This is a genomic window from Micromonospora zingiberis, from assembly GCF_004331455.1.
Taxonomy (GTDB): domain Bacteria; phylum Actinomycetota; class Actinomycetes; order Mycobacteriales; family Micromonosporaceae; genus Micromonospora; species Micromonospora zingiberis.
In genome coordinates, this window is the sequence record NZ_SJJR01000001.1 from 203,392 (window position 1) to 222,552 (window position 19,161).

General features: G+C 73.3%; 15 protein-coding genes. 9 read left to right on the plus strand and 6 right to left on the minus strand.

Annotated elements, in window-relative coordinates:
- The first annotated feature begins 4 nt into the window (after positions 1–4).
- Entirely contained in the window at positions 5–472 is a 468-nt protein-coding gene (locus E0H26_RS00940; RefSeq protein ID WP_131299619.1) for an HNH endonuclease, read from the plus strand.
- 176 nt (positions 473–648) lie between these two features.
- Here E0H26_RS00940 and E0H26_RS00945 read toward each other — a convergent pair whose 3' ends face one another.
- Entirely contained in the window at positions 649–2,247 is a 1,599-nt protein-coding gene (locus E0H26_RS00945; RefSeq protein WP_131299622.1) for a DUF6194 family protein, read from the minus strand.
- Positions 2,248–2,330: 83 nt separating this feature from the next.
- Here E0H26_RS00945 and E0H26_RS00950 point away from each other — a divergent pair, with 83 nt between their 5' ends.
- Positions 2,331–3,035 (plus strand): MerR family transcriptional regulator, encoded by a 705-nt coding sequence (locus tag E0H26_RS00950; RefSeq protein WP_131300463.1) that lies wholly within the window; start codon positions 2,331–2,333, stop codon positions 3,033–3,035.
- A gap of 24 nt (positions 3,036–3,059) precedes the next feature.
- Here E0H26_RS00950 and E0H26_RS00955 read toward each other — a convergent pair whose 3' ends face one another.
- Positions 3,060–3,527, minus strand: a complete 468-nt coding sequence (locus E0H26_RS00955; RefSeq protein WP_131299624.1) for a DnaJ family domain-containing protein — start codon at positions 3,525–3,527, stop codon at positions 3,060–3,062.
- Between the two features lie 132 nt (positions 3,528–3,659).
- Between E0H26_RS00955 and E0H26_RS00960 the strand changes: the two genes are divergently transcribed.
- Complete coding sequence (locus E0H26_RS00960; protein ID WP_131299627.1) at positions 3,660–4,310, plus strand: LysE family translocator; 651 nt, start codon at positions 3,660–3,662, stop codon at positions 4,308–4,310.
- Between the two features lie 9 nt (positions 4,311–4,319).
- Here E0H26_RS00960 and E0H26_RS00965 read toward each other — a convergent pair whose 3' ends face one another.
- Positions 4,320–6,395 (minus strand): beta-galactosidase, encoded by a 2,076-nt coding sequence (locus tag E0H26_RS00965; RefSeq protein ID WP_131299630.1) that lies wholly within the window; start codon positions 6,393–6,395, stop codon positions 4,320–4,322.
- Positions 6,396–6,559: 164 nt separating this feature from the next.
- On the opposite strand from E0H26_RS00965, the gene E0H26_RS00970 reads away from it, so the two are divergent.
- The 6 genes from E0H26_RS00970 to E0H26_RS00995 all read left to right on the plus strand — a co-directional run bounded on the left by E0H26_RS00970 (position 6,560) and on the right by E0H26_RS00995 (position 15,907).
- Positions 6,560–8,908: a TIM-barrel domain-containing protein gene (locus E0H26_RS00970; protein WP_131299633.1), complete on the plus strand. Its 2,349-nt coding sequence runs from the start codon at positions 6,560–6,562 to the stop codon at positions 8,906–8,908.
- A gap of 244 nt (positions 8,909–9,152) precedes the next feature.
- Complete coding sequence (locus tag E0H26_RS00975) at positions 9,153–10,370, plus strand: ROK family transcriptional regulator (RefSeq protein ID WP_131299636.1); 1,218 nt, start codon at positions 9,153–9,155, stop codon at positions 10,368–10,370.
- A 245-nt stretch (positions 10,371–10,615) separates the two neighbouring features.
- Entirely contained in the window at positions 10,616–13,063 is a 2,448-nt protein-coding gene (locus E0H26_RS00980) for a beta-glucosidase family protein (protein ID WP_131299638.1), read from the plus strand.
- Entirely contained in the window at positions 13,060–14,097 is a 1,038-nt protein-coding gene (locus E0H26_RS00985; protein WP_131299641.1) for a LacI family DNA-binding transcriptional regulator, read from the plus strand. Before E0H26_RS00980 ends, E0H26_RS00985 begins: the two co-directional genes overlap by 4 nt.
- Positions 14,098–14,124: 27 nt before the next feature.
- Positions 14,125–15,294 carry a coiled-coil domain-containing protein gene (locus E0H26_RS00990; protein WP_131299644.1) on the plus strand — a complete coding sequence of 390 codons (1,170 nt, stop codon included), beginning with the start codon at positions 14,125–14,127 and terminating at the stop codon, positions 15,292–15,294.
- A 271-nt stretch (positions 15,295–15,565) separates the two neighbouring features.
- Positions 15,566–15,907, plus strand: a complete 342-nt coding sequence (locus E0H26_RS00995; RefSeq protein ID WP_007070998.1) for an RNA polymerase-binding protein RbpA — start codon at positions 15,566–15,568, stop codon at positions 15,905–15,907.
- 137 nt (positions 15,908–16,044) lie between these two features.
- On the opposite strand, the gene E0H26_RS01000 is transcribed toward E0H26_RS00995, so the two are convergent.
- The 3 genes from E0H26_RS01000 to lnt all read right to left on the minus strand — a co-directional run bounded on the left by E0H26_RS01000 (position 16,045) and on the right by lnt (position 19,145).
- Positions 16,045–16,599: an FxsA family protein gene (locus E0H26_RS01000; RefSeq protein ID WP_131299647.1), complete on the minus strand. Its 555-nt coding sequence runs from the start codon at positions 16,597–16,599 to the stop codon at positions 16,045–16,047.
- Between the two features lie 90 nt (positions 16,600–16,689).
- Positions 16,690–17,496 (minus strand): polyprenol monophosphomannose synthase, encoded by an 807-nt coding sequence (locus tag E0H26_RS01005; protein WP_131300465.1) that lies wholly within the window; start codon positions 17,494–17,496, stop codon positions 16,690–16,692.
- Positions 17,497–17,528: 32 nt separating this feature from the next.
- The gene (gene lnt / locus E0H26_RS01010) at positions 17,529–19,145 is read right to left on the minus strand and encodes an apolipoprotein N-acyltransferase (RefSeq protein ID WP_240741986.1); all 1,617 of its coding nucleotides are present in this window, start codon (positions 19,143–19,145) and stop codon (positions 17,529–17,531) included.
- Between the last annotated feature and the right edge of the window lie 16 nt (positions 19,146–19,161).

Genomic DNA, 19,161 nt, shown 5'->3' on the forward strand with positions numbered 1-19,161 from the left:
CCCGGTGCTGTCCCAGATCAACGGCCTGTCGCGACACTTCACCGAGGAGACCCTCCGGGCGTACCTGCTGAGCCGCTCGACGCGCGCCGACAACGGATGCCTCGTCGTACGCGGCTACGGCAGCCGGCGTGGCGGGTACCAGAAACTGGCGGGCCGGGCCTGGGCACACATCGCGGCGTACGTGGTCTTCGTCGGCGGTTACGACCCTGCCCTTGAGGTGCACCACGACTGCGGTACGCCGGACTGCATCGAGCCTGCCCACCTGCGCCAGCTCACCCATGCGGACAACTGTCGCGAACGCACCCAACGCCCACGGTGCCGCAACGGCCACGACCGGGAGATCGACTCCGCGACGGGCCGCCTCCGGCGCAACTGCCGGACCTGCAACCGGCAGGCCCAGCAGCGCTGGCGTGAGCGTCAGGCCGCAGAGGTCGCCGAGGCCCGCGCGACGTACGGACGTTCGTCGTCCTGATCGCCATCAGGCCGACGTCGGCCACGACTACACCAGCGTAAGTACTTACGCACCTTAACAGTCATTATGATGCGTGCACGGTATGCCCGCTTTGTGGCGATCAATTATCGGATTACCGGGTAATGCAATACGTTAATCCGGGCCTGGTGTGGCGTGGCGAGCATCGCGGTGGTCGGTCAGGGCGCGATGCTCGGGCGCGGACTGCTGCGGTGCTCGCGATCCGCGCTGCGGGAACGCGCCAGTACCACCAGCCGCGCCACCTCTTCCGCGGTGGCCGGGCCCGGGTTGACCACGCTTGCCCAGCCCTGCACGGCGTAGGCCGGATGCGGCATCAGACGGTCCGTCTCCGCGAAGTCGAGCCCGTCGCGGTGCGCGGCGAACTCCTCCGGGCCGTAGCCGAACAGGTTCCGGAACTCGGCACGCCCCACCTCGATGTTGAGTCGGTACCGTCCGGGCTCGGACAGGCGGGACCGCTCGTCGAAGTCCGGGACGTCGTGCAACACGATCGTGGCGAACGGCCGCATGCGATCCTCGCCGGCGAAGAAGAACCGGTCGCCCCAGGTGTAGGGCGGCATGTCGGAGCCCGGCGGGATCCGGGTCTCGGTCACCCCGGGAAGGCCGGTGATCCGGGCCGCGTCTGCCGCCCCAGGCTCGGAGCCGATGTGCAGGATCGCGTCACAACTCTCGATCGTGCCGGTGTCCAGCGGGAAGTACCCCAGCAGGTCCACCGCGCGTTCGCGGAGATTGCCACCAACCGGAGGTGGGAAGATCCCGGTCTCCGGGCCGAGCCGTTCCTCGTAGGTGCCGGGCTCCGGTTGCCCCAGGCCGACCGGCCCGCTCGCCCCGAGACTGCCGGCCACGTACACGTACCTTTCCCGGAGCAGTGGCGACACGATCGAACCGGCGCCGTTCCACTCCGCCGCCAGATCCTGGCCCTCCCAGTGGGTGGCCCACCGGCTCGGCTGCCGCTGCAGGTGGGTGTTGTGGGCGAAGACCAGGACCGGTCCCCGGTCCCGCTCGACAGCGAGGATGTCGAGCAGATTCTGCGCCATCAGCGCGTCACGTACGGCGAGCAGGCGGCCGATCCGCTGACTGCCCGGTTCGGCCATCGCGGCATGGTAGGCGAGCAGGCCGATGGCCGTGGTGGCGAGCACCCTGGCTCGGTTCCAGGACTCCGGGCCGGTGTCTCTGATCAGGCGGGGCGCCTCGGCGTACACCTGCGTTCGGAGATCTTCGGCGAGGCCGCGCAGCGCGGCAGCCTCCGGCGACCGGCCGGGAGACCGCGTCGCGTCGTACATGATTTCCGGCGCGGTCCAGCGTCCCTCGTCGCCGACCAGGCGGTCCAGGTCGAGCGCTGGTACTCCGAGATACTCGCGCAGCTCACGCAGAAACGGCCCAGGGCTGGGAGCGCCGGTGATCTCGGTGGGCGCGTCGAAGCCGTGGAAGGCGATGCGCTCGCCGGGCGGCAGCTTGTCGTTGTGGGCGCGCAGCCAGTCGACCAGTTCGCGGTTGGCGGGGTGTGTGCCCCAGCCGTGACTGATGCCGGCGGTCAGGTCCACCTCGTCGCGCCGGCCCTGCACGTAGTCGTCGACGGCGAGGCCGGCGGCCCGGTCCGACTCGATCGCGATCGACCGGAAGCCGTACCGGGCAAGGGTTTCGAGGATCCGGTTGCGCAGGCGAGGGAACGCCGGCTCGCCGTGGTAGGGCTCGCCGATCGCGAGCAGCTGCGGCCGGCGTGCGGCGATGAGGGACTGCAACTCGGTGTCGAAAAGCATGACCTCAACCGTATCGTTGAACCAGCGGTTGAAACTTTGACGCCGAATCACCGAAGAAGGATCCGGTGAAGTCTCAAACCATGGTGTACCGGCCGGTGGATCTGGCGCGGGCGCACGGGCTGTCCGCGCAGGCGGTCCGCAACTACGAGCAGGCCGGGGTGATCCCGTGCGCCGCGCGGACGGCGAGCGGTTACCGGGTCTACACCGACGACCATGCGGGCGCGCTGGACACCTACGTCGCGCTTGTCGCGGGGTACGGCTACCGCGCGGCCGGGGAGATCATGAGGTCGGTGCTCGGCGGCGACATCCCGACGGCCTTGGCTGTCCTCGACGGCGCCCACGTGCAGCTTCAACGCGACCGGGAGACGGTGGACCGGGTCGCCTCGGCGGCTGTCGTGCTGACATCCTCCACACCGGCCACACCAGGTCCAGGCGGGCCCGTCTCGGTCGGTGTCCTGGCGCACCGGATCGGGGTCACCCCGGCCACGTTGCGCAAGTGGGAACGCGCCGGCATCCTGGCCCCGGCCCGGTCACGGACCGGGCGGACCTACTCGCCCGACGACGTGCGCGACGCCGAACTCGCCCATCTGCTGCGCCGTGGCGGTTACCCGCTGGATCGCATCGCGGCCGTGATCGAGCAGGTGCACGCCGCCGGTGGGCCAGGCCCGCTGGCGGCGTCGATCGATCAGTGGCGGAATCGACTCACGGCCCGCGGCCGGGCGATGCTCACCGGATCCGCCCGCCTCGCGGACTACCTGTCCTTCCGCGAGCGGACTCATCAACGGTGAGGTGTGCGGGCTGACACGGATGGGTCAGGCGGCGCGGCGGCGGCGGAAGAAGATCGACGGACGCCTGCGCTGCGGGGCGGCGGCAGGTACCGGCGCGGTGGTGGTGGCGGTGGCCCGGTCGGCCCGCCACTGCCTGACGAGGGCGTCGGCGTCGACCGGGCGCACCGCGACCTTCGGGCCGGACGGGTTGCGCAGCCAGGCCATCACCTCGGCGTTCAGGTCGGCGACGCAGGCCCGCACGGCCTGCTCGGTGGGCAGGTCGCGGACCTCGTCGGGCAGCCGCTCGATGCGGCGGCGCAGCAGCAGCGGGGTGGGCAGCAGCAGGTCGCTGGGCACCTGCTCACGCTCCAGGAAGCTCTTGATCCACCAGGATTCGTCGTAGGGCAGACCACGACCGGGGATCGGTTTGCCGGCACCCGGCAGGTCGTCGAACTCGCCGCGTTCCTGGGCCGAGCGGATCTGCGCCTCGACCGATGCCTCCCAGCTGTCCATCTGCGCCACCTCCCACACTCACCGTAAGTGCCCCCACGGTATACAGCGTCACCGCAGCCGGCCGCATTCCGGGGACCGTGGCCGGCGAGTCACCGTCTAGGCTCGGCCCGGACGTGGGAACGGGGGCAGGCGATGGTGAGCACGGCCGGAATTGTCGGAATCGCACTTGTCGCCCTGGGGCTGGTGCTGACGCCGGGACCGAACATGGTCTACCTGGTGTCGCGGTCGGTGACCCAGGGTCGGCGGGCCGGCTTGGTGTCGCTGCTCGGGGTGGCGGCGGGTTTCGCGGTCTACCTGGCCGCCGCGGTGGCCGGGATCGCCACCGTGTTCGTGCTGGTGCCGGCGCTGTACACGGTGGTGAAGCTGGCCGGGGCGGCGTACCTGTTGTGGCTGGCCTGGCAGACGATGCGTCCGGGCGGTCAGTCGCCGTTCACCCCGGCGCCGCTGCCGCCGGACCCGAACCGCCGGCTGTTCACCATGGGACTGGTCACCAACCTGCTCAACCCCAAGATCGCGATCCTGTACGTGTCGCTGCTACCGCAGTTCATCGACCCCGCCCGAGGCAACGTGGCGGTGCAGAGCCTGCTGCTCGGGCTGACCCAGATCGCGGTGGCGCTGACGGTGAACGCGTTGATCGTGCTGACCGCCGGCGGGATCGCCGGGTTCCTCGGCCGGCGACCGCTGTGGCTGCGCGTACAGCGGCTGTTGATGGGCACGGTGCTGGCGGCGCTGGCGGTGCGCATCGCCGCCGACCGTTCCCGCGCGGTGGTCGCCACCCCCTGACCGGGCCGGTCAGTGCTCGCGGAGTACGGCGACGCCGCCCGGGGGTAGGGTCACCGCCTCGTCGACCGGGGTCGCGGTGAGCAGCTCGACACCCCGCGCCGGGACCCGCTGCGGCCGGTCGGTGTGGTTGAACAGGAACAGCCAGCTCTTTCCGTCGCCACGGCGGCGGACCGCCTCGACACCGGCGGGCGCGTCGGGGCAGACAGGGCGGGCGCCGGCGGCCCGGGCGGCGCGGTCGAGCAACCGGCGGTACGTCTCGTCGTCCGGGCGGGTGGAGACATACCAGGCCGTGCCGGCGCCGACCCGGTGCCGGGTGATCGCCGGCAGGCCGTCGAGCACCCCACCGGCGTACGCGGTGACCACCTGCGCCCCGGTCAGCCGCAGCGTCTCGGACCAGATCCGTCCGGTCCCGCCGCCGGTGAGCCGGACGTGGGCGTCGTCGGCCAGGGGGTGGAACTCCTCCGCCCAGACGCCGAGCAGGTCGCGCAGCGCGCCGGGATAGCCGCCGAGGCGTACCCGGGCGTGCTCGTCGGCGGCACCGCTGAGGTAGGTGGCCAGCAGGTGACCGCCGCGACTGACGTACTCGCGTACCCACTGCGCGGTGGCGTCGCTGGTCAGGTAGAGGGCGGGCAGGACGAGCAACCGGTAGCCGGCGAGCGGGTCGCCGGGCATCACGACGTCGCAGCCGTAGCCGGCGCGCCAGAGGGCCCGGTGGGCGGCGGCGGCCTCCTGGGGGTGGTCGAGTCGATCCGAGGGCAGACCCGGGTGACGCAACGCCCAGCCGCTCGGGGCGTCCATGGCGAGCGCCACGGTGGCCTCGACGCTTCCGTCGATCTCGGTGAGCCGTTCCAGCGCGGCGCCGAGTTCGGTCGCCTCCCGGAAGACCCGGGTGTCCGGGCCGGCGTGTGGCAGCAGCGCGGAGTGGAAGCGTTCGGCACCGCCGGCCGGGGCCCGCCACTGGAAGAACATCGCGCCGCGCGAGCCCCGGGCGACGTGGGCCAGGCTGTGCCGGATCATCCGCCCTGGTTCCTTGGTGTGCATCCGTCCGGCGGTGTGGATCTGGTTGGGTGCGCTCTCCATCAGCAGCCAGGACGGTGTCGCCGCGGATGGGATGGTGGCGGACCGGTGGGCGGCGACCGGCTCCGGGCCGGGTCGGTGTGCGGCGGTGACCGGTTCGGGTGCGCGGCGGCGGGCGGCGGCGTGCCGGGCCCAGCCCCGGGCCAGGTCGCCGACCAGGGCGGTCTGTTCCTCGGCGCCGATGTCGACCGCGTACGGGTAGTGGTCGACGGCGACCAGGTCCACCTCGGCGGCCCAGCGGGCGTGGTCGACCGGCACCCAGTCGCCGAGCACGTAGTTGGTGGTGATCGGGATGGCCGGGTTCGCGGCGCGCAGCAGGTCGCGCTGCTCGGCGTACGCGGCCAGCAGGGTGTCCGACCAGAAGCGGCGGAAGTCCAGCAGTTGGCCGGGGTTGGCCAGGTACTGGGTGGCTCGGGGGGTGGTGATCTGCGCCCAGTCGGAGTAGTGCTGGCTCCAGAAACTGGTGACCCAGGCGTCGTTGAGGGCGGCCAGGTCGCCGTGCCGTTCGGCCAGCCAGCGGCGGAACGCCCGGGCGGTGTGTTCGCAGTGGCAGCTGGTGCCGTACTCGTTGTGCACGTGCCAGAGGGCGAGCGCCGGGTGGTGGGCGTACCGGTCGGCGAGGGCGGCGGCGATGCGCAGGGCGGCCGTACGGTAGGCGGGTGCGGCGGCACAGTAGGTGTCCCGGCTGCCGTGGTGCAGCCGGACACCGTCGGCGGTGACCGGCAGCGCGCCCGGGTGGGCCGAGGAGAACCAGGGCGGTGGGGAGGCCGTCGGGGTGGCCAGCGCGACTCGGATGCCCCCGGCGTGCAGCAGGTCGAGTACCTGGTCGAGCCAGTCGAAGGTGTACCGGCCGGGCGCCGGTTCCAGGCGGGACCAGGCGAACACGCCGACGGTGACCAGGTTGACGCGGGCCTGACGCATCAACGCGACGTCCTCGGCCCACACCCGCGCCGGCCACTGCTCCGGGTTGTAGTCACCGCCGAAGCAGAGTCGGCCGTCGCTGAACATGCCACCCACCCGTCCATTTAGTTTGAGATGCGTCCAAACTAGGGATTGGCTTTGCCCATGTCAAACAGGACCGATACTTTCGCAATCGATGCTTTTCATTGACAGTTCGTTGGGGAGTTAAAGAAACTGTCGGCACCGCCTGAGCCGCCGTCGAGGAGACACCGATGCCGTACCGACCGCCGTTGGTGCCGTACGAGACCTTCGTCGCCGACCCGCCCGACCTGCCGATGCGGGGCCCCGACGGCGACGCCCCGGCCACGGTGGTCCGGGCCGAGTTGGCCGGCACCGACCCGCAGGGCGCGGCCTTCACGGTCACCCTGACCGACGGCGCGACCACGGTGGTACGGATCGACGCGGCCGGCCACGGCGTGATCCGGGTACGTCTCGCCGACGAGCCCCAGGCCCGCAGCCGCTCGGCCCGCGCCGTGACGCTGGTCCACCCGCCGAATCACCCGGCCACGGTCAGCACCTACGACCGGTACGTACGGGTCAGCGCCGGCGCACTGGCCGCCGAGATCCAACTCGACCCGTGGCGGATCCGGTTCCGGCGCCCCGACGGTTCCCTGCTCGTCGAACAGGACGCGGGCACCGTCGACATCAGTGGCCGCCAGCGCACCCTGCCGTTCGGCCGGTCCACCGCCGACGGCATGCGCGTGGCCTGGCACGAGAGCTTCGTCGCGCCGGGCGACGAGCGTTTCGTCGGCTTCGGCGAGAAGTTCACCCCGCTGGACAAGCGCGGCCAACGGGCCCTGATGTGGAACTTCGACGCCTTCGGCAGCGAGTCCGACCGGTCCCACAAGAACGTGCCGTTCTACCTGTCCAACCGGGGCTACGGGGTGCTGGTCGACAGTGGGCTGCCGGTGCAGTTCGACGTCTGCCAGTCCACCCACAGTGCGGTGCAGATCCTGGTCCCCGACGACCTGCTGGACTACTACGTCCTGGCCGGGCCCAGCCCCGCCGAGGTGCTGGACCGTCTCGACTCGCTCACCGGCCGGCCGTACCTGCCGCCCCGTTGGGCGTTCGGCACCTGGATCTCCTCCGGCTTCTATCCGGACAGCCAGCAGCGGGTGCTCGACCGCGCCCGCCGGATCCGGCAGCGCGACATCCCCTGCGACGTGCTGCACCTGGACTGCTACTGGCAGGTGGCCGGCACCTGGTCGGATCTGCGTTGGAACGCCGAGGCGTTCCCCGACCCGGCCGGGATGCTGCGCACCCTCGCCGAGCAGGGTTTCCGGGTCTGCCTCTGGATGAACCCGTACCTGATGACGGCGAGCCCGCTCTACGACGAGGCAGAGCGGGCCGGCTACTTCCTGCGCCGACCCGACGGCAGCACGTACGTCGCCGACGTGTGGCACGGCAACTACCCGGCCAGCGCCATCCTGGACCTCACCAACCCGCACGCCGTGCAGTGGTTCAGCCGGCTGCTGCGCCCCCTGCTGGAACAGGGCGTGGCGGTGTTCAAGACCGACTTCGCCGAGGGGGTGCCGGCCGACGCGGTGGCGCACAACGGGATGACCGGCGTCGAACTGCACAACGTGTACGCCCTGCTGTTCAACGACGTGGTAGCCCAGGTCACCGAGGAGGTGGCCGGGCATCGTACGGTGTGGGCCCGCTCGTCGTACCTGGGTGGGCAGCGGCACAGCGCGCAGTGGAGCGGCGACGTCAACGCCACCTGGCCGGCGCTGGCCAGCACCCTGCGGGGCGGCCTGTCGCACGGCCTGTCCGGGGTGCCCTTCTGGAGCCACGACACCGGCGGCTTCCACGGCACCCCCGACCCCGACCTGTACGTCCGCTGGTCACAGTTCGGTGCGCTGTCGCCGCTGGTGCGGCTGCACGGCACCAGCAGCCGGTTGCCGTGGGACTTCCCCGCGTCGGCGCAGCGCCACGCGGTGGCCGCGCTGCGCCTGCGCTACCGGCTGATGCCGTACCTGTGGTCGGCCGCGGTACACGCCGCGCGTACCGGCACGCCGATGATGCGCGCCCTGCTGGTCGACACCCCGGACGACCCGACGGCCTGGACCAGCGACCTGCAGTACCGGCTCGGCACCGACCTCCTGGTCGCACCGGTGGTCGACCCCGCCGGGCGCCGCGACGTCTACCTGCCGACCGGCGACGACTGGATCGACGCGGCGACCGGCCAGCGGTACGCGGGTGGGCAGCACCTGCGGGTCACCGTGCCGCTGGCCCGGATCCCGCTGTACGTGCGCCGGGGCGCGTTGCTGCCGCTGGTCGCGCCGGGCGCCACCGTCGGCGACGGCCCGTTCCCCGAGGTGACCCTGGTCAGTTGGGGAGCCGTCGACGGCACCACCGTGGTGCACGACGTCAACGGCGACACCAGTATCGAGGCGATCCGTGACGGCCCCCAGTTGCGGGTCCGGACCCGAGGACCGTTGCGGGTGGGGCAACTGGTCCTCGCCGGGGTCGGTGACGACCACCGGCCGGGCCGGTCACTGCTGAACGGTGCGGCGGTGACCGTCGGGTCCTTCGCGGGGCTGTTCCCCGACGAGGACTGACCGGCGCGCGTCGCGCCGGGTCTGGACGGAGCCGGGCGCGGCGCGCGTCGGGGCACCGGCCGCGAGTTTGCGGCACCGGGCCCCCCGACTAGTATTAGTTGGGTTTCCAATCGAATAGACCGATCGGCGACGATCCGTCCCCCGGGCGGAAGTGCCAGCGAGGCCGGCGGGCGTGCCCGGCTCCGCCACGGCGGTACGCGATGATGGACGCGCGCCGCGACACGGCGCAGGGAGCGGGCAGATCGTGATCAGCATCCACAACGAGCCGCAGCCGACCGACCTCGGTGACGTGCGGGTCGCCAACCGGGCGGTGGTGTTGCGACACGTACGCCTGCACGCCCCCTGCTCCCGGGCGGACATCGCCGCCCACACCGGCCTGAACAAGGCCACCGTCTCCAGCCTGGTCAGCGAGCTGATCGAGCAGCGGCTGATCCGCGAGATCGGGCTGACCGAGAACCGGGTCGGCCGGCCGGCGACCATGCTCGTGCTCGACGGCGAGCCGTACGCCGCCCTGGGCCTACAGATCGGCGCCGACGAACTGGTGGCGGTCGCCATCGACCTGGGCGGTAACCGCCTGCTGACCTGGCGGCGGGCCTTCGCCGCCGGCACGGTCTCCCCCACCGAGACGCTACGCGCGCTGGCCGCGCTGGCCCGCCGGGCGATCGGGCGGGTCACCGCGCAGGGCCGCACCGTGCTGGGTCTCACCGTCGGCGTGCCCGGGCTGGTCGACGCCGCCGGGGCGGTGCCGTTGGCCACCGCCCTCGGCTGGCAGGAGGTTCCCGTCGCCACCGAGCTCCGCGCGGCGCTGCGGGAACCGACCTTCGCCGTCGGTGTCGACACCGTCGCCAACCTCGCCGCCCTCGCCGAGCAACGCCACGGCGGCTACGCGGGCACCGCCGACCTGGTGCACCTGACCGGCGGCATCGCCGTCGGCGCGGGCATCATCGCGGCCGGCCGACTGCTGCGCGGCGGGCGCGGTTTCGCCGGCGAGATCGGCCATCTCTGCCTCGACCCGGCCGGCCCGGACTGCTTCTGCGGCAGCCGGGGCTGCCTGACCGCCCTGGTCGGGCTACCCGCCGTGGTACGCCGGCTGCTGCCCGACGTCGAGGCCGACGGCCCGGTCACCGACTACCTGCCGGAGTTGCAGCGGATCGTGGCGCTGGCCCGACAGGACGACCCGGCCGTGCTGAGCGGGTTGGCCGAGACCGGCCGGCACCTCGGGCGGGGGGTGGCCGTCCTGGTCGACCTGCTCAACCCGGAGGCGGTGGTGTTGGGCGACCACCTCGCCACGTTGGCGCCCTGGCTGTTGCCGGCGGCCCGGTCCGGGCTGGCCGCGCGGGCGCACGCCCCGGGTGCCGGTGGCTGCCGGTTGGACGCCTCCATCCTGGACACCGCAGCGGCGCTGGGCGGTGCCACCGCCGCGCTGGCCACCGTCGAGGCCGGACGCCTACCGGCCCGCTGAGCCGAGCGGTAGCCGGCCGACGGGCCCGGCGCCGAGTATTGACCGGGCCCGTCGCGGGTGCCAACCTCGAAGCGAGCCGCTCCGTTCGGGCACCCGGGGCGGCTCGCTTTCCACGGTTTGTCGAAGCGCTTCGCCAGCGTCCGGGCCGACGACCGTCATCCCACCCTGACCTGCGATGCCGCTCGGCCATCCGTCGTCGAAGCGCTTCGACCTTCGGCGCGCCGGGCACTGGAAGGCGAACCACCATGACCGACCGCACCATGCCCTCCCACCAGGAACGCGTCGACGCCCTGGTCGCCCAGCTGACCCTGCCGGAGAAGATCGGCCTGCTGCACCAGTGGCAGGCGCCGGTACCCCGGCTCGGCCTGCCCGGTTTCCGTACCGGCACCGAGGCGCTGCACGGTGTCGCCTGGCTCGGCCCGGCCACCGTCTTCCCTCAGGCGATCGGACTGGCCAGCAGCTGGAACCCCGAGCTGGTGCGGGCCGTCGGTGCCGCCGCCGGCGACGAGGTACGCGCCAAGCACCACGCCGACCCGCACCAGGTCGGCCTCAACGTGTGGGCACCGGTGGTCAACCCCCTGCGGGATCCCCGCTGGGGGCGCAACGAGGAGGGCTGGTCCGAGGATCCGTGGCTGACCGGCCGGCTGGCCACCGCGTACGCCGAAGGGCTGCGCGGCGACCACCCGCAACGGCTGCGTACCGCCCCCACGGTCAAACACTTCCTCGGCTACAACAACGAGACCGACCGGGCCACCACCTCCAGCGACCTGCCGCCACGGGTGCTGCACGAGTACGAACTACCGGCGTTCCGTGCCCCCATCGCCGCTGGCGCGGCGGTCGCCGCGATGGCCTCCTACAACCTGGTCGACGGGGTGCCCGCGCACCTGAGCCCGCTGATCGAGGACGAGTTGCGCCGGTGGGCGCCGGGCGAGGTGCTGGTCGTCGGGGACGCGGACGCGGTGGGCAACCTCGCCGGCGTGCAGGGTCACCTGCCCGACCAGGTCAGCGGGTTCGCCGCCGCCCTGCGCGCCGGGATCGACAGTTTCACCGAGGACGCCGCCGACAGCGGTCCCACCCGGCGGCGTCTGGCCGAGGCGCTGCGCCGTGGGCTGATCAGCGTGTCCGACGTGGACCGGGCGGTCCGCCGGGCGCTCACCCTCCGGCTGCGCCTGGGTGACCTGGACCCACCGGAGACCGACCCGTACGCCACGATCACCGCCGACGTGGTGAACTGCCCGGAGCATCGCGAGTTGGCCCGGGAGGCCACCCGCCAGTCCGTCGTGCTGCTGGGCAACGACGGGCTGCTCCCCCTCGCGTCGCCGCCGCGCATCGCCGTGCTCGGCCCGCTCGCCGACGCGGTGTACGAGGACTGGTACAGCGGCACCCTGCCGTACGCGGTGACCCTGCGCGACGCGCTGGCCACGCGACTGCCGCAGGTCACCACCCATCCGGGCACCGACCGGATCGCGCTGCGGGTCGACGAGCAGTACGTCAGCTGCCCGAACAGCACCGACGGCGGCCCGCTGACCCTCGGCGCCGAGGCCGCCTGGTTCGACGTGTTCGACTGGGGGCGGGACACGGTGGCGCTACGGGCCGTCGGCAACGGCCGGCACGTCGGCGCCGACGACGACGGCCTGCTGGTCAACGACCGTCGCGGGCCGGGCGGTTGGGTGGTGCGGGAAACCTTCCAGTTCGACCCGCTGCCCGGCGGCACCGCGCTGCTGCGGCACCTGGCAACCGACCGGTACGTCACCGTGGACGCCGACGGGCGGCTGCGGGTCGACGGTGACGGGCCGCAGGCGGCCACCGCCTTCGGTATCGAACTCGGCGGGGACGGCGCGGCCGAGGCCGCCGCACTGGCCGCCGCCGCCGACGTGGCGGTGGTGGCGCTGGGCAACCATCCGATGGTCAACGGACGCGAAACCGAGGACCGCGTCGACCTGGCCCTGCCGGCCCGGCAGGAGGCGTTGCTGCGGGCCGTACACGCCGCCAATCCGCGTACGGTGCTGGTCCTGACCAGCAGCTACCCGTACGCGGTCGGCTGGGCGCGGGAGCACCTGCCGGCGGTGCTGTGGTCCGCGCACGGTGGGCAGGAACACGGCAACGCGCTGGCCGACGTGCTGCTCGGCGTCGCCGAGCCGGGTGGCCGGCTCACCCAGACCTGGTACGCCGACGCCGCCGAACTGCCCGACCTGCTCGACTACGACGTGATCGGCGCCGACTCCACCTACCTGTACTACCGGGGTGAGCCGCTGTACCCGTTCGGGCACGGGCTGTCCTACACCCGCTTCGACTACGCGAACCTGCGCCTGAGCGCGGCGACGGTCACCGCCGGTACGGAGATCGAGGTGAGCGTGGAGCTCACCAACAGCGGCACCCGGGCCGGCGAGGAAGTGGTGCAGCTGTACACCCGGCAGCGCCGGTCCCGGGTCAAGCAGCCGCTGCGGCAGCTGCGTGACTTCACCCGGGTCACCCTGGGCCCCGGCGAGTGCCGGACGGTCACCCTCCGGCTGCGGACCGCCGAGTTGGGCTGGTGGGACAGCGAGCGGGGTGGCCAGGTGGTGGAGGACGCCACCCACACCGTGCTGGTCGGCCGCTCCGCCACCGATGTCCGGCTGATCGGCGCCGTGGCCGTACGCGGCGAGGCGGTGCCGACCTCGTCACGGCAGCCCAGCGCGAGCGGAGCCCGGTGACCCGGCGTGGACGGGTCGCGTCCGGTCAGCCGACCATCGCCGACGTGGCCCGGCACGCCGGTGTGGCGGTGAGCACCGTGTCGTACGTGCTCAGCGGCAAACGCGCCATCTCCGAGCTGACCCGCAGCCGGGTGCTGGCCAGCATCCGGCTGCTCGGCTACCACCCGAACGCCGGGGCCCGGGCCCTGGCCAGCCGCCGGGCCAACGTGATCGCGTTGGTGCTGCCGCTCCGGTCGGGCATCCAGGTGCCGGTGGTGATGCAGTTCGCCACGGCCGTGGTGACCTCGGCCCGGGGCCACGACCACGACGTGCTGCTGCTCACCTCCGACGAGGGCCCGGCAGGGCTGCGCCGCATCGCCGCCGGTGCCCTGGTCGACGGGGTGCTGGTGATGGACGTGGAACTGCACGACGTGCGGGTCCCGCTGCTGCGGGAGCTGGGCCGCCCCAGCGTACTCATCGGCCTGCCCACCGACACCCGCCAGCTGACCTGTGTGGACCTGGACTTCCACCGGGCGGGTCAGCTCTGCGTGGAACACCTGGCGGGCCTCGGTCACCGGCGTCTCGCGCTGCTCGGTGCCCCGGCCGCCGTCTACGAACGGGGCACCGGGTTCGCCCACCGCACCCGCGCCGGGGTGATCGAGGCGGCGGCCCGGCACGGCGTCGACGTGGTCGCCCTGCCCTGCGAGGAGAACGCCGCCGACGTCCACCGGCGGGTGGTCGGGCTGTTCGCCCGGCATCCCGACATCTCGGCGCTGATCGTGCAGAACGAAGCGGCGGTCGGGCCGATGCAGGCGGCACTGTCCGCGTTGGGCCGCCGGGTGCCACGGGACGTGTCGGTGGTGGCGGTCTGCCCGGACCAGTTCGCCGAACATGCCAGTCCCCGGCTCACCTGTGTGCCGGTGCCCGCCGAGGAGATCGGCCGGCAGGCGGTGTCCCTGGTGATGCGCAAACTGCACGACGAACTGGTGCCGGAGGTCACGCTGCTGCCACCGCGGCTGACGGTGCGGGACAGCACGTCCAGCCCGGGCCGGTGATCGGGCGGCCACTAGACTTCCCGTTCGATGGACGCCGAGCCCGACACCGACACCCGCCCCTGCGCCCACTGCGGACGCGACGTGCCACAACGGGCCGGCGCGGGTCGGCCGTTCCGGTACTGCCGGGACAACGACGGCGCCTGCCAGCGGGCCTCCCGCAACAGCCGGATGCGCCACCGCAACGCCCCCGGGCTGCCCGGCCAGGTGGCCCGCACCTGGGAGGCGGTGGATCGGCTCGACCAGGTCGTGCAGACGCTGACCGAGGCCCTGCACGCGGAGCTGTCCCCGGCGGGTGTGGAACGGCAGCTGGCCCAGGTGCGGGCGGAAACCGCCGGTGCCGTCGCGGCGGCGCAGACCGAACGGGACGAGGCGTTGCGGGCGGCCGAGGACGCCACCGCCCGGGCCGAACGGGACCGCCGGCAGGCGCAGCTGGCCGTGGCGGAACGCGACGAGGCCCGCGACGACGCCGAGCGGGCCACCGCGCAGGCGGCGGCGGCCGAGGCGCGGGCCGAGCAGGCGCAGGTGGGCCGCGACGACGCCCGGCGGGCCACGGCCGCCGCCGAGGCGCTGCGGGCGCAGGCCGAAGCCGACCGGGACACCGCCCGCACGCAGTTGGCCGCGGTGCGGGCCGACCTGGACGCCGAGCGGCGGCAGGCCGCCGCGCTGGTCGCCGAACGGGACACCGCCCGCGCCGCCGCGCACCGCGCCGACCAGGCCACCACCGAGGCCACGGCACGGATCGAGCAGCTGCGGGCCGAGCTGGCGCGGTCCGGGGCGGAGCTGACGCAGCTGCGGGCCGAACTCACCCAGACCCGTACCGAGGCCGAGCAGCTGACCGGGCAGCTCACCGAGGCCCGCGCCGAGGTCGAGCGGGTCGAGCAGGCGCGGGCGCACGCCGATGCGGAACGACAGCGGGCGCAGGCCACGGCCCGTCAGGCCAGCCTCGACCTGGCCGCCGCCATCGCCGACACCGATTCGCTGCGCGCCGACCTGGCCGCCACCGTCACCGAGGTGCACACCCTGCGCGCCGACCTGGCCGCCGCACGGGAGGCGGCAACGGCCGCCGACGGTCGGGCGGCGCAGCTGACCCGGCGGTTGGACGCGGCCGAGGCCGACCGCGACGACGCCCGCCAGCGGGTGGGTCAGCTCGCCGGTCAGGTCGCGGAGCTGGCCACCGCGCTGACCCGGGCCGGCTGAGGACGGTCGGCGGCGCGGAACGCGACCACCTCGGCGCGTCACCGACCGCATCGCCCGCGGGGCAGCCCACCGGGCTACCATTTCCGCTGACGGCGGCGGTCCGCCGGAACGACCCGGCCGGGGCAGACCCCGCCGGGCGTACGCCATGGCCGGCTACCCTTGACTACGCATCCGCGGTAGCGGGCCGTCGAGGCGCGGTCGCGGGAATGGCCCGACAGTGGCGGACCGTTACACCGACAGGACCAGCACCACCGAAGAGGGGAAGTCGATCATGGGCGAGCGTATGCTGCGCGGTAGCCGACTGGGCGCGGTCAGCTACGAATCCGATCGCAACACGGAGCTCGCGCCGCGGCAGACCCGCGAGTACCTGTGCGCCAAGGGCCACCAGTTCGAGGTGCCGTTCGCCGTCGACGCCGAGGTGCCCACCACCTGGGAATGCAAGTTCGACGGCAGCGTGGCCCGGCTGGTCGACGGCACCGAGCCGGAGCAGAAGAAGGCCAAGCCGCCGCGTACCCACTGGGACATGCTGCTGGAGCGGCGTTCGATCGCCGAGCTGGAGGACATCCTCGCCGAGCGGCTGCAGGAGGTTCGCACCCGCCGCGGTCGCGCCTGACACACCGACGACGGCGCCCCCAGGAGAAGGATCTCCGAGGGGCGCCGTCGTCGTTGTTCTGTCTCGCGGATCTTGGTTCGAGACGGCCCTCACGGGGGCTCCGTACCAAGATCCGCGGAAGATCCGCGAGACAGGACCTAGCGGGGTTCCACGATCTCGCCTTCGATGGCTCGGCCGTCGTCCGCCAGCGGCGGACCGGCCGGCTGCTGCTGGCCGGCGGGGCCCGCCGGCTCGGGACGGGGGGCGTCGGCCGGCTGTTGCGACGCACCCCGGTACACCCGCACCCGGCGCGGCCCGAACAGGTCACCGGCGGCCATCGACGACACCCGGCGCTCGGTGGCCCGCTGCATCCCGCCGCGCGCCAGTGCGCGCACCGGCGGCACCAGCAGCACCAACCCCACCAGGCCACTGACCAGGCCGGGGGTCGCCAGCAGCAGCGCACCGAGCAGACCCACCAGCCCGTCGGTGACCTGCGCGCCCGGTGGCCGGCCGGACTGCGCGGCGTCCCGGAACCCCCGCCAGGCGCGGATCCCCTCACGCCGCAGCAGCACCATGCCGAGCAGGGAGGCCGCGAACACCATCAGTGTCGCCGCGCCGAAGCCGATCGCCCGGCCCACCAGCACGAACACGGCCAGCTCGACGACCACGGAAACCAGCAGGGCTAACGGCACGAACCGTAGTGACCGGCGCATATCACCCCATCCGCCGCATGGCGTGTCATCGTACGCGGCTGGCCGATATGGCGCAGCCGTCTGCGTACCTCCAGCATGACACGACCCGGCTCACGGCCACCGCGCCTGCCCCGCCGTGGCCGCCCGCCACCCGCGGCGCACCGCCGAACGCCGGTCCTGGACCGCCCAGCCGGTGATCCGCCACAGCGCCTCGGCCACGATCAACGGGCTCATCTTGCTGTCACCACGTTCCCGTTCCGCGAACGTGATCGGCACCTCCACGATCCGGGCACCAGCCCGATGCGCCAACCGGGACAACTCCACCTGGAACGAGTAGCCCTGCGAGCACACCGAGTCCAGGTCCAGCATGTCCAGCACCCTCGACCGGTAGACCCGGTAGCCGCCGGTGGCGTCGGCGACCGGCATACCCAACGCCAGCCGCGCGTACAGGTTGCCGCAGCGCGACAGCAGCAGCCGCCGCAGCGGCCAGTTGACCACCCGGGCGCCGCGCGTCCACCGCGATCCGATCACCACGTCGGCGTCGGCGGCGGCGGCCAGCAGGGCGGGCAGGTCCTCCGGGGCGTGCGAACCGTCGGCGTCCATCTCCACCACCGCGTCGAAGCCCCGCCGCCGGGCCCACGCGAACCCGGCCAGGTAGGCCGCGCCGAGGCCCTGCTTGCCCTGCCGGTGCAGCACGTGGATCCGCCCGTCGGCGCGGGCCAGGTCCTCGGCGATGCCGCCGGTGCCGTCGGGGCTGTTGTCGTCGGCGACCAGCACCTCCACCTGCGGCGCGGCCCGCCGCACCCGCGTCACGATCGTCGAGACGTTGTCGGCCTCGTTGTAGGTGGGGATGACCACCAGTACCCGGCCCACCCCCGGTACCCCGGTCACCGCCGGGCGGATGTCGGTTTCCTGCACCACCGCTGCCTCCCTCGTACCGGCCCGCGGGTCTAGTCGGGCCGGTCGCCCGTCCGGCGCCGCAGCACGGCCGCGCCGGCCAGCGCGGCCACGGCCAGCCCGGCCAGCAGCACCTCCGGCAGCATGCCGAGCCGGGTCGCCAGCGTGCGTCCCTCGGTCAGGCGCAGCTGCCGTACCACGACCGCGCGGGTGTTGAACCCGGTCGCATCGCTTACCCGCCCGTCGGGGTCGACGAACCCGGACACACCGACCGTGGAGGCCATCAACGCGGGCCGGCCGTGCTCGACGGCCCGCAACCGCACCATGGCCAGCTGCTGGCGGGCCTCGGCGACGTCGAAGGTGGCGTTGTTGGTCTGCACCACCAGCAGTTGCGCCCCACCGATCACCGTGTCGCGGACCAACCCGTCGTAGGCGACCTCGAAACAGATCACGTCGCCGAGCACCGCCGCCGGGGTACGCACCACCCCCGGCTCGGTGCCGGCGACGAAGTCGGCGCGTACCCGGTCGACCTGCTTGCTCACCATCCGGGCGATGTTGCGCAGTGGCACGTACTCCGCGAACGGCACCGGATGACGTTTGATGTACAGCTGCTCCAGGTCCGGTCCGCTACCCGGACGCCACAGCAGCCCCGCGTTGCGCACCTGCCCCTGGCCGGGCCCGGCGAGCACCGCACCGACCAGGATCGGTACGCCGATGGCGTCCGCGGCGGCCGAGATCCGGGCCCCGGCGGCCGGGTTGCGCAGCGGGTCGATGTCGCTGGCGTTCTCCGGCCACACCACCAGGTCGGGTTGCTCCCGCCGGCCGGCGGTGACCTCGCCGGCCAGTTCGATCGTCGCGTTGACGTGGTTGTCGAGCACCGCCTGCCGTTGGGCGTTGAAGTCCAGTCCCAGCCGGGGCACGTTGCCCTGCACGATGGCCACCGTCACGCTGGCACCGGAGCCGGGCGCCGCCAGCGGCACCATCAACCCACCGGTGAACAGCAGGACGACGGCCGCGCCGGCGCCGGCGGCCGGCACCCACCACCGGGGCTCGGTGCCCTGACGTCGGGCCCGGGCCAGCCACCACACCCCGGCGACGAGCAGCCCGCCGGCCAGCGCCACCGCGAACGTCACCAGCGGGGCACCGCCGACGGCGGCCAACCGCAGCAACGGCGAGCCGTCCTGACCGAACGCGAGCCGCCCCCACGGGAACCCGCCGAACGGGGTCCGGTCGCGCAGCGCCTCCTGCCCGACCCACAGCACGCCGGTCAGCGCCGGCCAGGCCACCGGGAAACGGTCGGCCAACGGTGACACCCATGCCGTGGCCAACCCCAACAACGCCAGGTAGCCGGCCTGCAACAACGACAGCAGCACCCACGGCAGGTAACCGGTGTGCAGGTTCGTCCACGCCAGCAACGGCGCGAACAGGGCCAGACCGGTCAGGAACCCCAGACCGGCACCGGCCCGCAACCGCCGCCGGTGCGTCGCCGCCGCCAGCAGGGCCACGCCCACCGGGGCCAGCGGCCACCACCCGTACGGCGGGAAGGCCAGTAGCAGTGCCAACCCGGCGGTCACCGCCATGGCCACGGCCGCCGGCAGGCGCACCGGGCGCCGGCTCGGCGCGTGGTGGTGCGGCGGGGTGGCCGTGTGGCCGGGTTCCACGGTCGTCACGGGCGAATCGGGCGCG